This is a genomic window from Paenibacillus sp. FSL R7-0216 (genome assembly GCF_037969915.1).
GTDB classification, from domain to species: Bacteria; Bacillota; Bacilli; order Paenibacillales; family Paenibacillaceae; genus Fontibacillus; species Fontibacillus rhizolycopersici.
Window position 1 is genome coordinate 2,760,716 of the sequence record NZ_CP150222.1, and the last position, 21,821, is coordinate 2,782,536.

General features: G+C 52.4%; 19 protein-coding genes. 1 reads left to right on the top strand and 18 read right to left on the bottom strand.

Features of this window, described 5'->3' with window-relative positions; translation table 11 throughout:
* Window positions 1-13: 13 nt before the first annotated feature.
* Window positions 14-892 (bottom strand): LysR family transcriptional regulator, encoded by an 879-nt coding sequence (locus tag MKZ15_RS12450; RefSeq protein ID WP_193416181.1) that lies wholly within the window; start codon window positions 890-892, stop codon window positions 14-16.
* 143 nt (window positions 893-1,035) lie between these two features.
* On the opposite strand from MKZ15_RS12450, the gene MKZ15_RS12455 reads away from it, so the two are divergent.
* Entirely contained in the window at window positions 1,036-1,785 is a 750-nt protein-coding gene (locus MKZ15_RS12455; RefSeq protein ID WP_155605885.1) for an SDR family oxidoreductase, read from the top strand.
* 62 nt (window positions 1,786-1,847) lie between these two features.
* Here the strand turns inward: MKZ15_RS12455 and MKZ15_RS12460 are convergent, their stop codons facing one another.
* The 17 genes from MKZ15_RS12460 to MKZ15_RS12540 form a co-directional block, all read right to left on the bottom strand.
* A complete protein-coding gene (locus MKZ15_RS12460) occupies window positions 1,848-2,840 on the bottom strand; it encodes a hypothetical protein (protein WP_339816387.1) in 993 nt (330 codons plus the stop codon).
* Entirely contained in the window at window positions 2,827-3,369 is a 543-nt protein-coding gene (locus tag MKZ15_RS12465; protein WP_339816388.1) for a hypothetical protein, read from the bottom strand. The genes MKZ15_RS12460 and MKZ15_RS12465 overlap by 14 nt, the downstream gene beginning before the upstream one ends.
* A gap of 10 nt (window positions 3,370-3,379) precedes the next feature.
* On the bottom strand, window positions 3,380-3,844 hold the full coding sequence (locus tag MKZ15_RS12470) for a hypothetical protein (protein WP_339816389.1): 465 nt from the start codon (window positions 3,842-3,844) through the stop codon (window positions 3,380-3,382).
* A 28-nt stretch (window positions 3,845-3,872) separates the two neighbouring features.
* Window positions 3,873-4,364 (bottom strand): ABC transporter permease, encoded by a 492-nt coding sequence (locus tag MKZ15_RS12475; RefSeq protein WP_155605881.1) that lies wholly within the window; start codon window positions 4,362-4,364, stop codon window positions 3,873-3,875.
* 22 nt (window positions 4,365-4,386) lie between these two features.
* Window positions 4,387-6,477, bottom strand: coding sequence for a hypothetical protein (locus MKZ15_RS12480; RefSeq protein ID WP_339816390.1), 2,091 nt, complete (start codon window positions 6,475-6,477; stop codon window positions 4,387-4,389).
* Window positions 6,467-8,293, bottom strand: a complete 1,827-nt coding sequence (locus MKZ15_RS12485; protein WP_339816391.1) for an ATPase, T2SS/T4P/T4SS family — start codon at window positions 8,291-8,293, stop codon at window positions 6,467-6,469. The genes MKZ15_RS12480 and MKZ15_RS12485 overlap by 11 nt, the downstream gene beginning before the upstream one ends.
* 3 nt (window positions 8,294-8,296) lie before the next feature.
* Window positions 8,297-9,139 carry a hypothetical protein gene (locus MKZ15_RS12490; protein ID WP_193416175.1) on the bottom strand — a complete coding sequence of 281 codons (843 nt, stop codon included), beginning with the start codon at window positions 9,137-9,139 and terminating at the stop codon, window positions 8,297-8,299.
* Complete coding sequence (locus MKZ15_RS12495; RefSeq protein ID WP_339816392.1) at window positions 9,136-9,843, bottom strand: hypothetical protein; 708 nt, start codon at window positions 9,841-9,843, stop codon at window positions 9,136-9,138. The genes MKZ15_RS12490 and MKZ15_RS12495 overlap by 4 nt, the downstream gene beginning before the upstream one ends.
* A 14-nt stretch (window positions 9,844-9,857) precedes the next feature.
* A complete protein-coding gene (locus MKZ15_RS12500) occupies window positions 9,858-10,814 on the bottom strand; it encodes an SAF domain-containing protein (protein WP_155605876.1) in 957 nt (318 codons plus the stop codon).
* A gap of 19 nt (window positions 10,815-10,833) precedes the next feature.
* Entirely contained in the window at window positions 10,834-12,363 is a 1,530-nt protein-coding gene (locus MKZ15_RS12505) for a serine/threonine-protein kinase (protein WP_339816393.1), read from the bottom strand.
* 176 nt (window positions 12,364-12,539) lie between these two features.
* Entirely contained in the window at window positions 12,540-13,919 is a 1,380-nt protein-coding gene (locus MKZ15_RS12510) for a cyclic-phosphate processing receiver domain-containing protein (protein WP_339816394.1), read from the bottom strand.
* Window positions 13,920-13,973: 54 nt separating this feature from the next.
* Entirely contained in the window at window positions 13,974-14,828 is an 855-nt protein-coding gene (locus MKZ15_RS12515) for a deoxyribonuclease IV (RefSeq protein WP_155605873.1), read from the bottom strand.
* Window positions 14,818-15,636 (bottom strand): DNA-formamidopyrimidine glycosylase family protein, encoded by an 819-nt coding sequence (locus MKZ15_RS12520; RefSeq protein WP_339816395.1) that lies wholly within the window; start codon window positions 15,634-15,636, stop codon window positions 14,818-14,820. Before MKZ15_RS12520 ends, MKZ15_RS12515 begins: the two co-directional genes overlap by 11 nt.
* A gap of 21 nt (window positions 15,637-15,657) precedes the next feature.
* The gene (locus MKZ15_RS12525; RefSeq protein WP_339816396.1) at window positions 15,658-16,476 is read right to left on the bottom strand and encodes a TIGR01457 family HAD-type hydrolase; all 819 of its coding nucleotides are present in this window, start codon (window positions 16,474-16,476) and stop codon (window positions 15,658-15,660) included.
* A 199-nt stretch (window positions 16,477-16,675) separates the two neighbouring features.
* On the bottom strand, window positions 16,676-17,614 hold the full coding sequence (rnz, locus tag MKZ15_RS12530) for a ribonuclease Z (RefSeq protein ID WP_155605871.1): 939 nt from the start codon (window positions 17,612-17,614) through the stop codon (window positions 16,676-16,678).
* Window positions 17,615-17,712: 98 nt separating this feature from the next.
* On the bottom strand, window positions 17,713-21,156 hold the full coding sequence (gene metH, locus MKZ15_RS12535) for a methionine synthase (protein ID WP_339816397.1): 3,444 nt from the start codon (window positions 21,154-21,156) through the stop codon (window positions 17,713-17,715).
* A gap of 245 nt (window positions 21,157-21,401) precedes the next feature.
* Window positions 21,402-21,815 carry a FixH family protein gene (locus tag MKZ15_RS12540; RefSeq protein WP_339816398.1) on the bottom strand — a complete coding sequence of 138 codons (414 nt, stop codon included), beginning with the start codon at window positions 21,813-21,815 and terminating at the stop codon, window positions 21,402-21,404.
* Window positions 21,816-21,821: the final 6 nt, after the last annotated feature.

Here is a 21,821-nt window from a genome sequence, read left to right on the forward strand (position 1 = left end):
ATATCCTTGAATCTTATTGTATCCGGCGTATAAAGCATTTGGTGATCGCTGAGGCCTGTTTGCCTTTAGGGATTACCCAGCCGTAATACACCGGCCCAAAATCCGGCAGATCCAGCTCGACCGGCACGATATCCGCCTGCCCTCCGCTTTCGAAAGAATAATCCACTCCAACCGTAAGCGCAAGCCCTTCCCTCACCGCGCCTTGAATTGCCTGAACATTGTTGGTAGCGAACAAAATATCCGGCTCTCCGTATTCTGCGAGTCTAGTAGTTAAGTAATGACGAATATGCTCATCGTCATACAGGACAAGGGAATATCCGACAAGCTGCTCCGGTTTCATCGACCGCTCTAGAGCCAGCAATGAAGTTTTAGGTACACCAACGACCATTTTACCGGTAAAAAGCTTTTCAAAATGTAATGTTTTATGTTGAGCCAGAAGATCCGATGTCAGCGCGATAAAGCCAAGATCGATTCCTCCGCTTTGCAGTTCATCCAAAATTTCTTTGGGTCCCTGCTCGAAAATACGGACCTTGACCTCAGGGTAATCCTTCCTAAAGCCTGCAATCGCCTCCATCAATAAATGCATCGGACCGGGGATCGTTGCGATGATCAACTCGCCGCTTAGCTTGTCACTGTAGGAGTTGGCTTCGGACCGAAGGGCTTCGAGTTTGGTCAATATCTCTGCAGCTCGTCCAATAATCGACTGTCCTTCCGGCGTTGGAACAGCACCAACCCCTCGCGACCGGTTAAATAACACCACTCCAAGTTCCGATTCCAGTAAAGAGATGGACTGGCTAACAGCGGATAAAGTAACATGAGCGTTTTGGGCCGTTTTGGTCAGCGATTTTGTTTTTGCCACATCTACAATATACTCCAACTGCTCCAGGTTCATGGAATTCCCTCCCTGCGGTCGAACCACTTCTTAAGTAATTCTTATTTGATACTAATTATATATAAATTTTGTTTAACAATGACTTTTGTTACAATCATAGTACAGAACTTCATAAATATCAAAGAGAGGCAGGAGAAGTACTCATGCAACAAAACAGAGTAGCCATCGTGACCGGGGGAGCTAGTGGAATCGGTAAAGAAACCGCTTTCAAATTTGCCTCCAAAGGGGATCGGGTCGTTGTAGCTGATTTTAATGAGGCTGGCGGACAAGCAGTCGCAGAACAAATTATGGCAAACGGAGGTAAAGCCATCTTCGTCAAAACCGATGTTTCTAAGTATGAAGATGTTGAAGCCTTGGTAGAAAAAGCGGTGGATACTTACGGAAGAATCGATGTCATGTTCAATAATGCCGGGATTGGCCGGGTCACCCCGGTGCTGGACCAAAATCTAAACGATTATCATAACGTCATTCAGGTGAACCAGCATGGCGTTGCGTACGGCATCATCGCCGCTGGCAAAAAAATGCGTGAGCTAGGGATCAAAGGGGTCATCATTAACACCGCTTCGGTGTTTGGCTTCCTTGCTTCCCCCGGTACCTTCGCATACCATGCCTCTAAGGGTGCCGTAATTATGATGACCAAATCCGCCGCTCTGGAAATGGCAGACTGGGGTATCCGGGTTATTGCTGTGGCGCCTGGGGCCGTCGATACTCCGATCATCCAAGGTTATAAAGACAAGGGCATGGTCGATTCGATGAAGTCCAAAGTGATGGGCAACAAATTGACATTACCGGAACAGGTGGCAGATACCGTTTACTTGTTGACGCTGGACGAGGCTAGTGCCATTAACGGTAGCGTCGTCATGGCAGACGAAGGGTATGCTTCCTTCAAATAATCTCTGTCGTTGGCAAAGGGGCCGGCCCAAAGCTGGCCCCTTCGTCAACGTGTATCTCCTCTTTACGGTCCGCTTGTCCGACAATCCAACGGATAATAACCGTTTCCAGCTGCCTCACGTTCACCGGAGAATATCTCTTCCTCACGGTATCCTAACTCTCGAGCCTTTGAGCAGGACTCTCGATAGAAGTATTTCATCCCTGTCGAGGGATCAACCGCTCCCAGGATCGTCGGCGTTCGATCCAGCCTCCCCCCACCTATTGCATAGTTGTTGTAATGAAGATTCCTAACTGGAATGCCTTGCAGAAATACCAGAATTCCAACATCATTCAGCGTGTTGTTCCAGTCCTCTTGTGGGATGACCGGCAACGTGAAAGTATAGTGTACGCCACGTTTCTCGGCGAGCAGATTGTGAAGGCGGATCGTCCGGGCTAAGTCCTCTTCAATGAGGCGGACGATCGTAGCGCGCCGAACGGCCTCAAATTCCTCATCGCTCTGTAACAGCGGAATGGAAACTTCCGATTTGATCTCGGATTGCAGCCCGCTAACCCAGCGGTCTGCCGCAGCATCATACGCTGTTACTTTCCTATCCAAAGTCAAGGCGATGCTATTCCCGTCAACATCGGAGTATGTATAGTTTTTTTTGTCACTCCAGTGGTATGCGTATGTATCCGTGTTCCTTTCAGCATCTGCCGAATACAGAAAGTAACCATCATAATCCATGACGACAACCGCTGGAATATAGCCGAGGAGCGCGTGTTGTCCCACCGGATCGTCAGCGACCCCAAAGTTTAGGTATAAACTTCGAAGTAGTGCGGCGAGCGCTTGCTCCTTATCCGCACGCATCCATTTCTCTGATCCGTACCCGCTCTCGAATTGCTGGAGCTCGTTTCGATTCAGCGCAACCGCCGCATCTTGGACTGCCGTGCGCATTGCAGCAGTATATCGGGTTTCAAGCCGGTTCACTTCCCTCAGATTCTCCACCCGCTGGCCGTTCAGCCAAAAGATCGGAGCGACGATCAACACAAAAATGACAGCCCAGTCAGTAATCTTCATTTAGAACCATACCTCCATAGGTTAGCAGAGACGGCTTTTCTTTACCTGCACCGTTATATAAAAACTCCGATAAAATATCTAACGGGCTGCGAGAAAGATCAACAACCGTGACAGCAAAGAAATCACCTTCCTGGAGCACATAGTTGTCACCTTTGTTCCCCGTTCCAGTTGGAAACATAGCCTGCAAAATATCCGAAGTATAAAACGCATCGTAGACGACGCTAAAGTCGTTCAGGAAGGACGAGGGGTCGGCCGGATCACCGTATTCCGGATGATAGGTTTTATGCCGGTGTTCCAATTCAACCTCATACCCTCCCCCAGTGATTTCGATTTCGCGGATAAAATCCTCATACATCTTTGGCGTCACGATCCCTTTGTTCCGAACCGCATCGGTAAACTGCACTAATGTCCGATAGGCAGCCAAATACCGGATATCCTCCTGCCGTTGCGCCGCTTGCAATGCTGGAAACAGAAACAGGAGCAGCACGGCAAGCAGAGCGGCTGTTATTTTGGACAAGGCATTGACCATCTCCAGCCACCTACTTTCTACGAAAAATGACGCGGATTTCTTTTCCAGAAGAATCTTTCATACGTTCCGCGCTATATTCCTCCCGTAGCTCTAGTACGGTTACGGCGCGCGATCGGCTTTGCTCCAGTTCATCTTCCAGCAGGCCAATCAGGGGGGCATTCAAGATTTCGCCGTCCACTTCGATAACTACGCCGTGATCGATCCAATCCGGAAGACGATGTAATATTTGATTCCCTGTCACCCTTTCACTCGTCAATTCCAGCAGATCGTCATCGCCTAGGTTCGCCGCCGTTTCCCATACAGAATCCTTCCCCTCATGAGCATAAACACTTCGCCCAACGCCGTGCAGCTGCATGGCAATCGCATCGTAGGCAGCGTTCTGGTCCTTCTCGATTTCAAGGGTATAAAGGGTTGCAGCTAGAAAAGAACTGACAGAAAAGAGCAGCCAAACTAGACTTTTCACCTGATTATACATCTTGATCTGTGCCCCCAACCCGCGATTCTTATGGAATCAGCGTCGTTTGCGTAAAGATTAATCCGCGGACTACGTTGGAGCTGTCCTTGACGACCAACGCTTTAAATTTGCCGCTAGGATTGACATATTCATTAAGACGTTCGTCCCAAGCGTTGCTAATCGCGGCATAGCTTTGTCCGTTTACAGATCCATACCGTTCCGAGGAAACAGGCTCATTGATGAGGAGAACATCTCCATACCATTCCCCACCGCTGTTCTTCCCGGTTTTCACCAATATCCCGAACTGATCTCGATCCTTAAATTTTCGCAGCGCGTTCGTCACTTGCGACCCGCTGACCGTCGTGTCATCATAGACGGTAAATGAAGCTTGGGACAATTCCGTCTGGATGTCGGAAAAGCTGTTCTGCGCCGTTTTCGTGGCTTCCTGGGCAGATACGAACAAAATGACAACAATCGTAATTAATGCGATAGTCAAAAAAATGCCGGCCGCGACTTTTAAAGCGGATGAAGCGTTGTTCATCGATAAGTGCCTCCTTTATTCCTCACAATTTTTGGAGTTGATCAAAATACAAGCTCATCTGTTCAAAACTCATCCAGATCAGCGGAATGACCAAATAGGCGAATACGAGCGCATACATTGGGGTAACTCCAATGATTCGTCCCCAACCGGCTTTAACCTCCAGTGACTTCTCGTAATCCAGCCGCCGCCGCTCAAATTGATAAGACATATCGCTGTCGAGATCGTCAAAAGCGTCAGCGACTGTAAGTTTTTCCGACGCCAGCAGTAATTTGTCCGCTAAACGTTGGAAATCCTCCAGTATAACCTCCTTCCTCAACTCCACGAGTGCATCCTCCGGGTTATGTCCATAATCCAGCAGGCATTTTTGCAGGGGGACTCGAAAGATCACGGCATAAGAAGCCAGCCATTCCAAAATTTCTTCCACGGAGATGCGCTCCAGCTCCCGCAGGATAGCAATCATCGTTAGCATCTGATACACCTCATGGCGCATGTCCATCAACCTTATCCATCGCTGGAATTGCACTGTCCAAAGCGGCAACTGGTAACCGGCCAACCCGGCCAGAACAGCGAGCCCAACCTCCCACCACCTGAGGTATTCCTGATTCCACCGCTGCAGCTTGTCCATGACCCGACGGGCAGCCTCAGACAGCTCTTCATGGGAACTCCCTCCCCCGAATCTTTCTTGCATCGTTTCAATGGAGCGGGCGATCGCGTCATAACCGGCCGTCGCCGACATCTCCATTTCCCGCATCACCGCAGCGTCCCTTTCGGCGTCCAGACGTCCGGCCTCTATCGCATCCTTCGGCAAAGCACCGAAAAAGGACGCAGTGGCGGGAGGTTCCGTCATTATGCGCTGCTGGGCTAGATGGTGGATCACAAGGAATGCACCCAAGGTAACGATCAAGCCCATGGAAAATGCGCAAATCCGCCTGACCTGAAACCATTCGAGCCGCAGCTGATGGTTTGTCTCCTTCAGCAGTTGAGAGATTCGATGATAGGTTACGGACTCGACAGTAGGAACAAACCGGCGACAGATGCGTCCAAGGATTCGATGCGCATAGATCCTCGCTTCCCAAGGCTGTTTCACCGGTTTGGCTCGATAGCTTGTTTCTTCTTCGCTTTTGAGCTTTTGCAACAGAACGTAACTGAACAAGATGGTCAGAAATAGGCCGATTTTGATCCATATCCCCGCTTTGCTCAAGTAAAATGAGTCCATAAGCGGGAAATGACCTCTAGCCCAAACTTCGACGGGCTTTGTAAAAAAGACCGGCAACAATGCGATCCCATGCAGCCCTTTGAGCAGGTAGTCGAGCCTTTTCTTTCGGATTAGCTCCAATTGAACTTCACCGGTTAAGCGGCTGATGCCGCGGAGATACAGGGAACCTTCCGCAGATTTGCGATCGCCGTATTCCGATACTAATCGGGAAATGCCGGCAAAGGCTTTCAAATAGCGGCTTGGCGCCGTTTCAACATACTTCTCCAGCGCTTCGTCCGGATCGGAATCCTCCAGTGCTTCGTTGATCAAATGAGCATGAACCCCGATCTCACGGCCTGTCGTCTCGCCGGCTTCCTCAATCGCATCCGACACCATGCCATGCCGATGATAGGCGTGCCGGACCGCGGCATAAAAACCTAACAGTTGCTCAAGCAGCTTGGTTTCCAAGCGATTGATGTAACCATCAAGTATCAAACCCTGCAGAACGGCAGCGGCAATGAGCAGTGACAAAAAGAAAACCCAATCAGGATTCAACGCGGTCAACGCCGCGATCGATGCGGCAAACGTCCCCGTTATACCATAGGTCATTTTCATCGTTTGACGCCCGAGTTCCATCTCGTCATTAGGATGAATGACCGCCAAACGCAATCGAACTTTCCCGACGTAGTGCCGGAGCGGCAACACCTTCATCCAAACGGTATATGATTTAAGATAGAACGAGGAGATCCGCAACTTCATCCAGCGCAGAGGTTGTTGCGAAGACGTTCCGCCCGCGCCCCAAGCATCTGCCCATAGCGGATTTTCCCTTTTACCGAGCATCTGACTGACGACAACCAATCCGGCAAAGCCACTTAGGGATATTCCTAGAACTAACAGCAGGATCGTCTTAAGCTCCAACCGTCTCCCCCCAATACATGCAGACAAACCGTTCAAAATCCGCCGCGTCCTCCGGCAGCATCTCACGGGCCATGGCCTCGCGGGATTTAGGCGTAATTGGCCGAACGGCCACGTAACGCCCATTGCGATATTCCATAATCACCCGCTCCTCATAGCCTGCCTGATCAATCGTCTCCCGTTGACAGCATTCGGTGATCCGTTCGATATAACGCCTCCCTGACCTATCTCGGCGCAAGTGAATGTCAAAATCGATGACCGAAGCCACCTGCATCTCGGCGATTCTTTCGTCGCGAAACACACCAGCTTTCAAAAGCGAGTTACGAAGCGACTCGATAAGGTCACGGAATGTTTTGGCATGATGCGTAAACAAGGTAAACAAGCTGGCGACTTGCGCCATTTGCACCATCCAGGCGGCAACCTCGTCTGTCGCTACCTCGCCGAGAATGTGGACGGTGCCGTCGGTCTTCTTTTGCAAGTCCAACGCGGCTTGCCCGCTTACGTAATCAGTCTCCCGGAAACTTAGAATATTCCGTCCGCTGTATAAGCGCCGCAAATGAAGCTCGAAGGACATTTCTTGTACGCGAAGCGTATAGGAGGCGTAAATATGTTTAATCATCGCCATCAGCAGCGTAGTTTTGCCCGAACCTTGAGAACCGGTAATCGAGGTGATCCGGCTTCCCTTCATGAAGTATTTGAGCAGTCCCAGCGGAAGCTCTGCATGTTCGCCTTGAATCAAATGTTCCAACGAAGCGCTGGGGATATCGAACTTCCGGACGAAAAAAGCCCAGGATTCCGCAAAAGGAGGTCGAACAACCACAATCCGCGAACCGTCCTTCATTTCGTTCACCTTATACCCATTAACCTCTGACAACTGACCGGGCAGATTAAACTTGTAGATGTTTTGACAAACCCGTTTGAGCTCCGCTTCACTGCCAAAGGACAGGAATGCCAGACGGATGCTCTTTCCTTTGTAGAAGATCCAGACGCTGTCCCAAGCGTAAGTAATTATTTCGCCGTCCTCGTCAACCTCAGTCATGACCCTATCGGTTACTCCATTCTCATAACCCGGAACAGGGGTCGCTTCAGTTGCCGCATATCCGCTCGGTATCCCACTGACACCGCCGCTTAGTCCGTCGATTCGCATTTCTCGCAGCTCGTCCACCACCGAGAAGCCTTTATACATTTGGTAAACGCGCTGGACCACGAGGTCTAGCTTCTCCTGAAACGTAAGGGCGCGGTATTCCAAGAAAAAGATACGGTCAACGTCTTCCCCAGTCATTTCATATACCGGGGAACCGTCGGCGGTCTTTGGGGGGTTCGGTTCATCCAGCGAATAGTCTTCCATCATTTGAGCGAACCCTTCGGTACCGTAACGTTGCTTATATAAGTACAACACGATGTCGAAGCGGTCTTGGACCGTTAACAATTCCCTGCGCTGAAACGGCAGGATCCGGTCGATGTGGTGTTCATTGATCCCATAATCGCCCACCAGGATGTCACGGATAAACGCCTTTATATATTGTTTATCCTGCGGGTCTCCATACGTGCATCCACGAAGTGCTTGGCGAAGTTCTGCCCGCGCTTTGGCTTTGCGATTCCAAGCTTCCTCGCTCACCCCCCAATCATTTCCGGTCGAACGACTAAGTTCATGTAGCCTTACCTTAATATAAGACGCAATGGCCGAAAGCTCGTATCGATCCTCGCCAATCCAACGATCCGGACCTTTTGTCCCCGCTGTTCGGGCTTTGCGCCAAATAAAGAGAGAAACCGTCAGTACCAGGAGCGCAATCAATAAGCCGTTGGTCAGTCCGTTCAATCTCTACGCCCCCTTCTCTGCCAGAGATATGGAAGTGCCTGTACTCGCTGTCAATTCCAACAGCTTATTCCCTAACTCGCGGTACCCTTTGATGAGAAGCTCCCGCTCTCCGCCTCGTTTGGGCCAAAGTGGATTTTGACGAAAATACGTCAAGATGTTGCGGTCGTTCCAGGCATCAGAGAACTCCGTAAGATGCGGGAGGCCAACCATGGGCAGCGATAAGGGATACCGGCGTTTCAAATTGTTCATCCCCCAACGGGAATGGGGATCAAAGGGCGAAATGACGACGATCAAATTCGTCTGCTGATCGCCATGTCCGGAACCCATATCCGCGAACAGCTCGTCCAGGATTCCCAGCCGATGCGGCTGTACCACCACGAATACGTCGCCTTTACGGTGATTCCGCAATACCTCGCTTAACGGCTGACCATGCGCATGAAGAATCAGCCAATCGTACGTTTGCTCCGCCATCGCCAGCACTTCGGTGACAGCTTTCTTTTCGGTTTCCTGCCAAGCGGAATCGCCTAATCGCGTCCCGCATAAGAGATCCAGGCGACCGCGCAGTAATGGAACTGTATAATCGGCAAAATTGCTCCGTGAAAGACGCCCGCTTGCTTGCAGGCGGAGAAGTGCATCGAAACCATGCTCCGGGATCGCTTCATCTGCGTAGAGCTCACCGTGGAAGCGGATGGTTTGTCGCAGTCCCTCCTCAATGCCGAAGTCGGCGGGTCCTTGATTGACCAGAAGCATCCGCTGCGGATGCCGTAAACCTAATGATATTGCAGTGGCTACGGCGGCTTCGGCGGCTCCGCCCAAACCGCCGTCCCAAAACACAAAACGGCTCATGCCTGCCCCCGTTCCGCCTGGCGGACAGCGCGCTTGACGATGGCGTGATCCCAGCATGCCAGCTCGCTCAGCAGTTCGCGAAGCGCTCTTTTATAAGAACGGGAGAGACTCCCAAGGCGTAGCCGCTGGGTATGTTCATTCTCCAACTGAGCAGCCAGATTCGATTCGTTCCAAGGAATGCAAAGCTCTGCAGAGCGCCACTCCAGCGGAAGACCGTCCAACAAACTCAGAATAAACCGACTGTTGACGCTGCTGTCGATCGTACGGATAAAGACCGGTCGGACGGCCAACCCGCGAAGCTGGGGCCAAAGGTGAAACAAGCTGCGGAACCACTGTCTACTCGCCTCCACTTCATAACGCTCATACGTCGTGACCCAAACGATTTCGTCTGCAGACGTAAACAGCTCTGGTGTCAGGCCGTTTAGCGTATCAACATCATGCAATTCGTAATCGTAAGCAGAGGTCTTCACTTCGTCGCTCATATTCGTTATGGGGCTTGAGAAACCCGTTCCCCCCGTCGCCACATCAAACCCGTAAAACTCCATAATCGGAAGAGACGAATCTCCGCCAATCGAATACCGGTATTTTCCGTTCTCCGTACCGTCTCTTAGCAGGACCTTCGAGCCGGCCGTAGCCAACACGCTGCATAAATACAATAAAAGGTCGCGTTTATCGCTTTTTCCTACGAATAACCATCGCTTCACGCCATTCTCTCCTCTCATTTCTCCGAACCCAGCTCAAAACGGTCGGATACCGCCGAGGTTCCGTCCGCTACGGGACTCCCGGACGCGACGTTTCCGCCCTGAACCTGGGAATTCGAACGCATGATCTGCGTCTGACTGTTCGCAAATTCGGAAGCCCGCTGCGGGGACATCGAGGATAAATCACTTTCCAGGCCGGACCGCGCCGTGTTGCTGAGACGAAGTGACTGTTCCGCCTTCTGCACGATATTCGGATCTTTGCGGATCAACGACATGACCCCTTCATTGACCGGGTACGTCGGCACCGGTTTGCTTTGCAGATTCGGCTCGACATAAGCGAGTGCATAGATTGAAGCTTTATGTAAATAAGCGTCTACGATCGCGCTCGACAGCGATAGAATCTCCGCTTCACCAAGCGTCACCGTCAACGTCTCGGAGCTCAAGGTCTCCACCTTCTTCTTGGATAACAAAATATAGTCCTGGCCGGTCGGGAATTGAATTCGGATGTCGAGGACGTCATTTTCTTTCAGAGCCTTCGGAAGCTGGACGAATGCCATTTCTCGCCAGCGCAAATCAGCGGGAATCGGCTCCTCCTCATAAAGCAAAGTTTCCGTCAGAGGCGTTAACGAACGAAGCGATATTTTCGCGTATTTCCCCGCTATCGCTTCCTGCGACTTCAAGAGATCTGCAGGAACGCTGTCCGCAGGCAGCTCCACCCGCCTTAAGTCGCCTGACCCGATCCGGTTTCCCGCGGGAATATCCCGCGTCAGTACCCATCCCTGAATCGTCCGTTGCTGCACCTGATCGCGTAAACCGGCCAGCCGGGCTTCATAATCCTGAACCATGGCGGCCCGCGCGGCATGCACTTGTCTTTCCCGCACAACCGCATACCCCGTGAACAATGCGCCGGCAACAACAACACCGATGAGTCCAGATAGCAGCAACTGTTTGGTTTTCTGCCTAAATCTTGGCATAGTTCAATCCACAACCTTTCTAAGTTTTGGGTTTAACCAGGAATCGAAGGCTCGCCCGTTTGGACTTCGTCAGTAGATTCCCACAAACTTCCTGAAGCGCGTGAGTCATCGAAGGCGCAGGATCATAAGGGTTCGGATCCGCAGGAAGGGCGTATACGCTCTTCGTGCGTAATGATTTGCGGATCCGACGCAAGCCGGAGGTCGAAGCGAACGGTACACAAAACCTCCAGGATGGCGGAAACTGCCCGATAGAACCTAAGGTTCCTGCGAAATGTTCCAGTTCCTCGACACTCCACTCCGCCCCGGAACCGACAATGATGGAAAGATCCGCGCGGCGGAATTCCTCAAGCAGTTCTTTGCTACGACCGGTTCCCAGATCGCAGACGATGCATCCGAAACCTTCGGACAACAACGAGATGAAATCCGCACGCGCTGTCAATTTGGCGTAAGCTACTTGGCCGATTCGGAACCGGCTCCCTGTTTTCCTGTTCTCCGCAGATGCCTCCTCATCCAAGTGTCGAGCCAAACGAGGAAACGCCGAAGACTTGGAATCCATCTCCACGATCGCTACCTTCTTGATGCTGCGTGCCAACATATGAGCGAGGGCAATGGCCGTATGGGTTGTGCCCGCTCCCGCCGATGCGCCAACGATGCCGACTATGGCGGGTCGACCGCTGAAATCAATGACATCCCCTGACGTCTTGAGCGTTGAACCCAATATCGCCGACCTGGATGCCTCAGGACGTGGACGCAGGAGAGCACCTAGAGCTTCACTAACCTCCTCGGCTGAACTGAAGCGGTCTTCGGGCCGAGTCTTCAACAGTGTGGTCACGATGGGCTCTAGACGTTCACACCCTTGGTCTCGTAAAGCCGCCGCTGCCTCAGGAGTCCAGACCGGAAATCGCCCCCCCGTCCCCATATAGAGTAGGACCGCGCCCAGGGAATAAAGATCGGTACGCGCATCGCTTTGCCGATCGCCATATTGCTCCGGGGCAGCGAAGCCGACGGTCCCGAGTTGCAACGTATCTTCCGTTTTGCCGTCCGTAAAGGTGCGGGCAATTCCGAAATCCACGAACCGAAGTTCCCCTTTGTCGTCGACCAGCAGATTTGCCGGCTTAACGTCCCGATGGATGACCGGAGGCTCATGTCGATGCAAATACCGTAGACCATCAGTGATTTGGAGGCCAAATCGAACCAGCAGCTCCATCGGTATCCGCCCCGCCCTGGCGCGGATGAATTGGTCCAAAGGTACGCCTTGAATATAATCCATGACAATATAGGAATAACCGTCCCGATCTGGATCAATGAAGTCGACGATCCGCGGCAATCGGTGATGATTCAGCTGAATCAACAGCTTGACTTCCTTGGCAACGGTCGCCGGTCCACCCGGTACGTCTAAGCATTCCTTTACTGCCCATGACTTCCCCGGCAGTTTCAGATCTTCAGCCAAATAAACCCGGCTCATGCCGCCTTGCCCGATCATTTGTTCAATTCGGTAACGTTCGGCCAATAAGACGCCCGGCGCGATTTTGGGAACGAATCTTGCCATAACTCCTCCTTTCCTGCACGCAAAAAAGGGAAAGCTCCCTCGTCATTCCTCGGCCCTTCGGCCAAGTTGACAGGGGATGCTTTCCCTATTGCGATCATTGTATAATTTTGGAATCAGTATAGGACGGCTTGCGTCAAATGTAAAGCACTTTTTTTCAAAGCCATTAATTCACGCCGTTAATATTTAATCATATAGAGCGTGATTTCATCCCGGTTATGAAACAGCTGCTTCGCCCGCTGTACTTGAAGTCGAGCCTCTTGAAATAGGTCGGTGACTTCTTGAATCAACGCCATCGGTTTCTTGGTCAACAGCTTTACCGTCACAATCGCAGTTCCTCCCGGAACCAACGCGTACAGCAGCTCTGTCACGAGCCTAGCCGTCAATTTCGGGCTCCAGCTCATGTCGCAAACCAGAAGATCGAATTGATTCTCTTTGAATTTTACGCGACTCGCGTTCCGTTGCAAGAATGTCAGCTTGGGTGAAGGCAACAACGACGGGTGCAGTTTCCCCGTGTCCACCGCCGTTACGCTTAGGCCCCGTTCCAGCAGGAACGAGGTCCAACCGCCCGGTGCCGCGCCGATATCCAGCGCTTCACGGAACGATTCGAACGGAATGCCGAAGGCCGATTCGGCCTCCAGAAGCTTGAATTTCGCCCGGGAGATTTGCCCCTCCTCCTTACGGAAGCGGATCGCGCCGCCGTTCCAATCAGAAAGGTTATCTTGCGGATGCGCCACACCGGCATAAATCCGGTCTGCTCCCGCAAACACCGAGATGATCCAATCGGCATCCCGCACCACGAAATCCGCAACGGAGACATCGTTTAGCGCTTCCTGCAGACGGTCCTTAAGTTCAAGTGCCGTACCCGACCAAAGTCCATCGTCCGATTTGCGCGCCTGTACAGCTATTTTGGCCCCAGGAAGTCGAAAATCGGCCATCAAATACTTCCGCAGCGGTTCAAGCCAATCCTCCGGCTTCACCTCTTCCGCTTCCCCCGGGCACCACTCCCAATCGACCAGGAATGTATGCCGCAGAAAAATCGGCGGAGCTTGACGCAGCTGATGCTGCACATTTTCTGGCATCGCCTGCAGCGAGGCCGCAAATACTTCGCCGGGGATGAGCATGGAACTCTTTACGCTGCCGAACGTGCGGCGCAACTCCTCCTGCGCATAGGGCGCAAAGCCATGATTGGCCGTGCAAATCCATTTGGAATGCGGAGGCACTTTGCAGTTTCGGGCGATATCCTCCAACCGTTCGAACGGAATCGGTCCGTTATGCAACTGAACTTGCTCCGGCAAGCCTTGGTACAGGATTTCGTACATGCTTTTTTTTCCGGAAATGCTGGAGGTGTGAAGATAAATCTCTCTCGGAAAAAGTCCTTCCCGAACCATGGCAGCCGCCATTTCCGTCCCGGTAGGTTCTTCCGGTCCCATATCGTAATCCAGCGATAAGATGTCTACTTCCGTCAAACGAAGCAGCTCCAGACACTCCTCGACGGTGCGCGCTAACGTAAATCCCTGCGGACATCGGCGAAAATCGTCCATATATACATGAATCAATAGTGTTCTTCCTTTCCCGCGGTATTTCACTCCAAGCGGAGTCAGGTTGTCTTTCTAGGCCTCCGCCCACCGTCTCACTCGCTCCATATCCTCTCTGTAGGTCCCATCTTCCCCGGTTTCGCTCTCAAAAATAAGCGGGGATTTCCGGATCGCGTCGATCTGCAGCAGCCAGCGAAAGCCGGCTTCACCGATATGGCCCTGGCCCACTCGGGCGTGACGGTCCTTGCGCGATAATACCGGGTATCTTGAATCGTTCAGGTGGACGGCACATAAACCGTCCCAAAACTGAAGCTCCTTGGCTTTAACCGTGAAGCTCTCATCTCCTTCGCCTTGCCACATCCCCGCTCCAAAAGCATGACAGGTATCCAGGCAAAAGCCGATGCGCTCCGAATCTCGGCACAAGTTGCGGATCTGGACCAACTCTTCGATCGTCATCCCCATGTCGCCGTGATCACCAGCCTGGTTCTCGATGAGCAGCTTTGCCGAGCCCCGCCAACCGGAGAGCACATCATTAATACATTGTATAATATTTTGATATCCTTGTAAGGGGTTTCCTGACTTAAATGTGCCAAAATGTACAACGATCCCAATGGAGCCGCACGCTTCCGCGATTTCCAGGTCGTTGCGTAGCGAAGCCACCACTCGGTTGTAGGCGTCCTCGTCAGCGTCCTTGCCAATGGCGAGATTACTGGGATAAGGCGTATGCGCTATCGAGGCCAGGTCATGCTTCTGGCACAGCATTCGGCACTGCTCCGCATCCCGTAGATCAAACGGTTTCACCGTCAGGCTTCGCGGATTTTTCGGAAAATACTGAAAAGCGCCGGCCCCCAGTTGCAGGGCGGCCTTGGCAGCGCCAAAGTAGCCGCCCCGTATGCTTAAATGTCCCCCAACCTTCACCTTAACGGTCATGCTGGCAACCGGGGCTGTAAAACACTTTGCGCCCGTTCATTTCCGCTTTCACGATGGTGTCGCCGCAACGCGGACAAGTCTCTCCCTCCCGGTCGTACACCCGGCATGTATCGTTCGATCCTCCAGTCAGCTTGTCGTCCCGGGTCAGCGGCATCTCCATATACCCGCCGGCCTCCGTCGCCTCGATGAGCACGTCCCGGACTGCTTGGTAAAGGCGAGAAAAATCCTCGTCGCTCAAATTTTGCAGTTTAGCCGTCGGCAGCAGTTCGGCGGCGAATGCAATTTCATCCGCGTAACAATTCCCGATTCCGGCGATGACATCCTGATTAACGAGCGTCGTCTTCAGGCTTCCCCGCCGCTTGCGCAGCAGAGCGGTAAACCGCTCTGCGTTCATCCGCCGGTCAAGGAGCTCCGGCCCCAGATGAGACAGCAGTTCCTCCGCTTCCTTGGCGCTATGTAGATGCAGATGACCAAGACGCAACCCAATGAAATACAACACATGGGACTCCCCGAAGGTAATTTCGACCTGAGTGCTGCGATCCGGGCGGTCCTCCTTGGAACCGAGGTACAGCAACCCGCCAAGCATCAAGTGGAGCAGCAATCTTCGTCCGTTATCCAGGTGGAACAGAAGATGTTTGCCCCGGCGCTCGACGAAAATCACTTGTCTTCCTATCAGTTCCCGGATAAACTCCTCCCCCGGTAAGTTCACTGATTTCTCCCGGCCTACGACGACCTCGGTAATCGGGAGATCCAAAATATGCTGCGAAAGCTGTATTCGATAATTTTCCATCTCCGGCAATTCCGGCATGGTGCATCTTTCCCTTCATTCTTATAAGTTCGATCCACAGATCCATGTTCTGACTTCCGCCAGATCACGACATACGACATCCGCCGACACGCCCGAAGATTTCACAAAGTCCGGCAGGTTGTCGGCCGTCGTGACACCGGTTAATGTCAGAATGGTCCCGCAGCCGGCATTCACTCCTGCAGCAATATCCGTATGCAGATTATCTCCGATGACCGCCACTTCCGAAGCCGCTAGTCCAAGCCTAGCAATGGCAAAATCCATCAAGGGAGCCGCCGGTTTACCGATCACCACAGGCTTCACGCCCGAGGCCGCCTGAATGGCCGCAGAAAGAGTTCCGGCCCCAGGCATCAAACCCTCCTGAGTGGGCAGCAGCAAGTCGGGATTGGTTAAAACATAACGCGCTCCCCCTCGAATCCACCTTGCAGCCCGGGTTAACGTTTCGTATGTAAAGTGGCGATCAATGCCTTGGACCACCACATCCGGTTCTTCCGAGATCAACTGGAGTCCAGCTTCATTTAGCGCCTTTGTAAGTCCGGCTTCGCCGATGGCCGCCACCTTGCAGCCCGGCTGATCCTCGGCTATATACCTGGATGCTGCAACCGCTGACGTGCAAACCTCCTCCGCCCGGGCCGATATGCCCATCGCCTCCAAATGCGCGGCGACCTCCGCAGGCGTCCGCGAGGAATTGTTCGTAACAAACAGGAAGGGAATCCGCTTTGCACGCAAGGCGGAGATCAAATCATCCGCACCCGGGATCATCTTAGGCCCATGATATAAAGTGCCGTCCAAATCAATGAGATAGGCCTTCCAATCCTTTGGCAAAATCCTCATCCTTTCCATTCAACGATGTCTCCTATTATTGTACCTAGGAAACCCGCGATCAGGCAAATTTTTCCGTTATGTTTTCGAGGCCGTGTCAAAAAAGAGCTTCGATCCGCCACCTGGCGTCGAACCAGCACGAATGGTGAAAAAACAGGACCTTTTCCCCTTGCCAAACTTTGAAATGCCCTGTCAGTTCCTGCGCTTTCCCGGAAAATAATTATTTCCTCCCGCAGCGGCGCGCCACTGGATATAGCACATGTTCACGGGCCAGCTGCGCGTTCGGGAATACCGCCCGGGCTTCCTCCTGCAGGCGTAACAGTTGATCATCCGATTTGTAGCGCGAGCTGAAATGGGTCAGCAAAAGTTGCTGCACACCGGCTTCCTTGGCAGCCTCCGCCGCTTGCTTGGCTGTACTGTGATGATAATCGTGCGCGGTTTTCGCCAGTTCATCCAAAAAGGTTGCCTCGTGTACAAGCATATCAGCCTCTTGGGCCAAGGTTAATGCGGAATTGCACGGGCGCGTATCGCCGAGAATGGTCACGATTCTCCCGGCTTTAGGTTCTCCGAGCACATCCTTCGCATGCAGCGTTTCGCCGCTTGGGGCCACAACGCTTTCGCCGCGTTTAAGTTTGCCGTACAGTGGGCCGGGACGAATTCCGTACCGTTCCAATACGGCGGCGTCTAGCTTACCGGGTAAATCTTTTTCAATCACCCGATAACCGTAGCTGTCGATTCGATGCTCCAACAGTGCCGCCTCGACCCGAAACGTTTCATCCTCGAACAAGACGCCGCCTTGATGCTCCACGATCTCCAGTTTATAGTTAATACGCGATTCGCTAAGCGAAAGCGTCGTCTCTATGAATTTCTTCAAGCCCTTTGGACCGTAAATGACCAGGGGGGTATCCCCTCCCTGATAGGCACGGCTCGAAATGAGTCCGGGCAAACCAAACAGATGATCTCCATGAAGATGGGTGATAAAAATAGCTTCCAATTTACTTAATTTCAGCGGTGATCGCAGGATCTGATGCTGGGTGCCCTCACCGCAATCGAACAGCCAGAGAGAACGGCGTTCCTCCAGCAGACGCAAAGCCACTGAGGTCACATTCCGTTCCAAAGACGGTACCCCCGCGTTCGTCCCCAAGAAATAGAGTTCCATGCCTTTATCGTCCTTTACGCTAGAATGGTTCGCATGACGTACAGATTACCAAAACCCTCCGAAGTTCGGAGGGTTTTCCAAGGAGCTTCTTTATGGGATTATACCCCAGCTTTGTCTACGTTAAAATATTGCGCTTCAGGGTGAGCGAAGACCATCGCCGAAACGGAAGCTTCCGGTTCCATCATGAAGCCTTCGGTCAATGTAATGCCGATGTCCCCTGGCTGCATGAGATCAAACAACAATTGCTGGTCTTCAAGATCCGGGCAGGCCGGATAACCAAACGACACGCGAATCCCTTGATAACGTGCGCCGTGGCGCTGTTTCATCGTCATGTTCGCCGGATCCGGGAAGCCCCAGGTATCTCGCATAATATGGTGCACCCGCTCTGCCAGGGCTTCCGCCAGCTCTAATGCTACCGCCTGCAGCACATGGGAGCGCAGATAGTCGCCTTGTTCCTTCCACTTCTCGGACAAGTCCCGAACACCTTGGCCGGCCGTGACGACCAGGAAGCCAACATAATCCATTTGCCCGCTGTCCACGGACTTCAAGAAATCCGCCAAACAGAGGTATGGCTCAACCTTTTGCCGCGGGAAGCTGAATCGCTTCAACACTTTGCCAGGCTCGGCCGGATCATAAATGAGAACGTCGTTGCCGGACGATTGCGCCGGGAAGAACCGATACATGGCTTGCGTGTGAATGATGCCGTCCGTTACTGCTTCAAGCAGGATTTGGTCGACCGTCTCCTTCAACTGTACCGCCTTTGCTTCGCCTGACGCTAATTGTTGTTCCACCGAACCGCGAAGCCCAAGATGATGACCAAGTAACATTTGCATATTGATATAAGGCGTGATATGACCAATCGGATAATCGCGAAGCACATGCCGCTCCAGATCGGGCGGAAGATAAATCGGCGCATCCGTCGAAATTTTAGACCGCTCCACGCGGGTCAGTTCTGGCAGCGGTTCAGCAACTGCAACAGCCTGATCGGTCTCTTTTTCCTCTTCCATTTTAAGGCGCATTTGCTCCCGGGCGGCCGGATCCATCAACTTGTTAGCCAAATCGAGGCCGTCCATTGCGTCCTTGGCGTAAACGACCATGCCGTCGTACTCGGGCCGAATCCGCGTTTTGGTAAATTTGCGGGTTAATGCGGCACCACCCACAAGGATTGGAACGTCGATACCGGCATTTCGCAAGTCCTGCGCCGTCGTCACCATTTGCTGCGCCGATTTCACCAGAAGACCGGATAGACCAATCGCATCGGCGTTTTCCTTCCGATACGCTTCGATAATGCGCTCCGGTGGTACTTTTATGCCCAAATTGACGATCTGGTAACCATTATTGGACAGAATGATCTCCACCAGGTTTTTGCCGATATCATGCACATCGCCTTTGACAGTTGCCAGCATGATTTTCCCTTTGACGCTGGTTTCGTTCTTCTCCATAAACGGTTCAAGGTAGGCCACCGATGCCTTCATCACCTCGGCGCTTTGCAGGACCTCGGCAACGATCAGCTCGTTGTTGTTAAACAAACGGCCGACCTCTTCCATCCCCGCCATCAAAGGACCATTAATGACTTCAAGCGCGGTGTATTTCTTTAACGCTTCTTCCAGATCGGGGATTAAGCCTTCCTTCGTGCCTTCCACAACATAAGAAGCCAACCGTTCCTCAAGCGTGAGCTGTGTGGACTTCTCGACCTTCTCCACCTTCTTGTTACGGAAGGCAGCCACAAAGGCGGCCAGCGTCTCGTCGTTGGTTTGATAAATCAGTTCTTCAGCCAGACGGCGTTCTTCATCCGGAATTTTGGCGTAACGCTCCAGTTTCTCCGTATTGACGATCGCGTAATCGAGACCCGCTTTGGTGCATTCGTACAGGAATACGGAGTTCAACACTTCGCGGCCGGCTTCCGGCAAACCAAACGACACGTTACTGATTCCCAGCACGGTGTGAACTTTCGGCAGGGCCTCTTTAATCAGGCGAATCCCTTCGATCGTTTCCTTGGCCGAGCCAATATACTGCTCATCCCCGGTACCCACCGGGAACACGAGCGGATCGAAGATCAAATCCTCCGATTTGAGTCCATATTTGTGAACTAGGAGATCGTGCGAACGTTTAGCGACCTCAAGCTTGTCTTCCCGCGTGATCGCTTGCCCGCGTTCGTCAATGGTACCGACAACTACAGCCGCCCCGAATTTATGAATCAGCGGCGTTACATGTTCGAACTTCTCTTCGCCATCTTCTAAGTTAATGGAGTTAATGATCGACTTGCCCTGACAATATTGGAGCGCCAAATCCAGCACCTTCGGATCTGTCGTATCGATCATTAGCGGTACCTTGACTTTCTTGACGACCAGTTCAAGGAACTTCTTGATATCCTCCGCTTCATCGCGGTCAGGGTCTTGTACGCAAACGTCGACAACCTGTGCTCCGTTCTTCACCTGAGCACGGGCAATTTCCGAAGCTTCTTCGTATTTCCCTTCTACGATCAGCCGTTTAAATTTCCGCGAACCCAGAACGTTTGTTCTCTCCCCGACCAAATAAGGACGGTTCTCCGATTCAATGTAAACCGGCTCGATCCCGGAAAGCGCCGGCAGATGGCTGCCTGTCAGCTCCCGCGGCCGATAATCCTTCAGCGTATTCGCTAACGCGGCGATATGAGCAGGCGTCGTTCCGCAGCAGCCGCCGGCAATGTTCAGCCAGCCTTGCTCGGCGAACGCCGACATTTTCTGGGCGAGCGAATCCGGAGACTCGTGGTAAGTGCCGTTTTCGTCCGGCAGACCTGCGTTGGGATGGCAGCTGACCGCCGCCTGCGCAAGACCCGACAAGGTGCGGATATGGTCGCGCATGAACTCCGGTCCGGTCGCACAGTTCAGGCCGATGGAGATTGGATTCAAATGCTCCAGCGAAATGTAAAAAGCTTCAATATTTTGGCCTGCCAACGTCGTGCCCATCGGCTCGATCGTGCCCGAGATCATGATCGGCAGGGTGATCCCCGTATCGGCAAATGCTCGCTTAATCCCGATGCTCCCCGCCTTCACATTTAAGGTATCCTGCGAGGTTTCCAGCATCAGGGCATCAACCCCGGCCTCAATCAGCGCCGAAGCCTGCTCCGCATAGCTGGCTGTCAGTTCGTCGAACGTCACGCCACCGGTAACGGACAAGGTTTTGGTCGTTGGTCCCAGAATACCGACGACATAGCGGGGTTGCTCCGAGGTACTGTATTTTTCCGCAGCCTCGATCGCTAGCTTGGCCGCAGCCAAATTGATTTCACGTGCCCTTTGCGGGATATCGTATTCAGCCAGCACGACGGATGTCGCACCAAACGTATTCGTTTCGATCAAATCGGCACCTGCCTCGAGATATTTCTCGTGGATGCCGCGTATTACATCCGGACGGGTGAGCACAAGCATTTCGTTGCAGCCGTCCAACTCTTCGCCGCCAAAATCGGCCGGAGTTAGGTCTTCCTGCTGAATCATGGTGCCCATGGCGCCATCGAGGATTAATATTCGTTCTTTCATTCTTTCGAGCAGGCTAGGTTTACTCATGATCATGTCCCTCCCGTAAAACGTTATGTTTTAGTTTAACAGAATAAAGCGTTGAAGAAAAGAGAGATTGGCGATTTCATTACGTCTCTTCACCCAATTCAACGGATTGTTATCCTATCGTTCAACTCAGAATTAAAACCCGAACAAACTAGAGTTCATCCTTTTGAAAAATTCGGAAATCCCATTAACGAAAAAAAGCTGCCACCCTTTAAGGGCAACAGCTAATCTTCAGGTTTGTCTCGAGCTTATTCCACCGTAAATTGCTTTGATGGCATGGAGTGCTGATCCCGCGCGGTGACATGGGAAATCACTTCATAGGTCCCTGACTCCTTAAACGAATGCTCCAGCACATATGTCCCGTTTCCGGCACTCTTCACTTTCACCTGGCTATGCTTCGCGTTGTCGTCGGCCGTGTTCCAAAATTCGAACATGACCTCCTTCGCATCATCCACATTCTCACCATGGTGAGTCACTTTCGCGGTAAACTTCACCGTGTCCCCAATCTTGACAATCGAGGGTGCGACCTCAAGCTCAACCTGAATAGGCTCCAGCGTCGTATCCACCTGGGCGGATGTTGATTCTTTACTGCTGCATCCGGCGATAACGACCAACACAAGCGCGAGGGTGGTTAACAGCCCCGTTACCTTCTGAATTCGCATACTGAT

Bases quoted from the DNA above. Each gene is read 5' to 3' on its own strand.
- MKZ15_RS12450 (WP_193416181.1), bottom strand. From the start codon at position 892: ATGAACCTGGAGCAGTTGGAGTATATTGTAGATGTGGCAAAAACAAAA.
- MKZ15_RS12455 (WP_155605885.1), top strand. From the start codon at position 1,036: ATGCAACAAAACAGAGTAGCCATCGTGACCGGGGGAGCTAGTGGAATC.
- MKZ15_RS12460 (WP_339816387.1), bottom strand. From the start codon at position 2,840: ATGAAGATTACTGACTGGGCTGTCATTTTTGTGTTGATCGTCGCTCCG.
- MKZ15_RS12465 (WP_339816388.1), bottom strand. From the start codon at position 3,369: ATGGTCAATGCCTTGTCCAAAATAACAGCCGCTCTGCTTGCCGTGCTG.
- MKZ15_RS12470 (WP_339816389.1), bottom strand. From the start codon at position 3,844: ATGTATAATCAGGTGAAAAGTCTAGTTTGGCTGCTCTTTTCTGTCAGT.
- MKZ15_RS12475 (WP_155605881.1), bottom strand. From the start codon at position 4,364: ATGAACAACGCTTCATCCGCTTTAAAAGTCGCGGCCGGCATTTTTTTG.
- MKZ15_RS12490 (WP_193416175.1), bottom strand. From the start codon at position 9,139: ATGAGCCGTTTTGTGTTTTGGGACGGCGGTTTGGGCGGAGCCGCCGAA.
- MKZ15_RS12500 (WP_155605876.1), bottom strand. From the start codon at position 10,814: ATGCCAAGATTTAGGCAGAAAACCAAACAGTTGCTGCTATCTGGACTC.
- MKZ15_RS12505 (WP_339816393.1), bottom strand. From the start codon at position 12,363: ATGGCAAGATTCGTTCCCAAAATCGCGCCGGGCGTCTTATTGGCCGAA.
- MKZ15_RS12515 (WP_155605873.1), bottom strand. From the start codon at position 14,828: ATGACCGTTAAGGTGAAGGTTGGGGGACATTTAAGCATACGGGGCGGC.
- MKZ15_RS12520 (WP_339816395.1), bottom strand. From the start codon at position 15,636: ATGCCGGAATTGCCGGAGATGGAAAATTATCGAATACAGCTTTCGCAG.
- MKZ15_RS12525 (WP_339816396.1), bottom strand. From the start codon at position 16,476: ATGGAAAGGATGAGGATTTTGCCAAAGGATTGGAAGGCCTATCTCATT.
- rnz (WP_155605871.1), bottom strand. From the start codon at position 17,614: ATGGAACTCTATTTCTTGGGGACGAACGCGGGGGTACCGTCTTTGGAA.
- metH (WP_339816397.1), bottom strand. From the start codon at position 21,156: ATGAGTAAACCTAGCCTGCTCGAAAGAATGAAAGAACGAATATTAATC.
- MKZ15_RS12540 (WP_339816398.1), bottom strand. From the start codon at position 21,815: ATGCGAATTCAGAAGGTAACGGGGCTGTTAACCACCCTCGCGCTTGTG.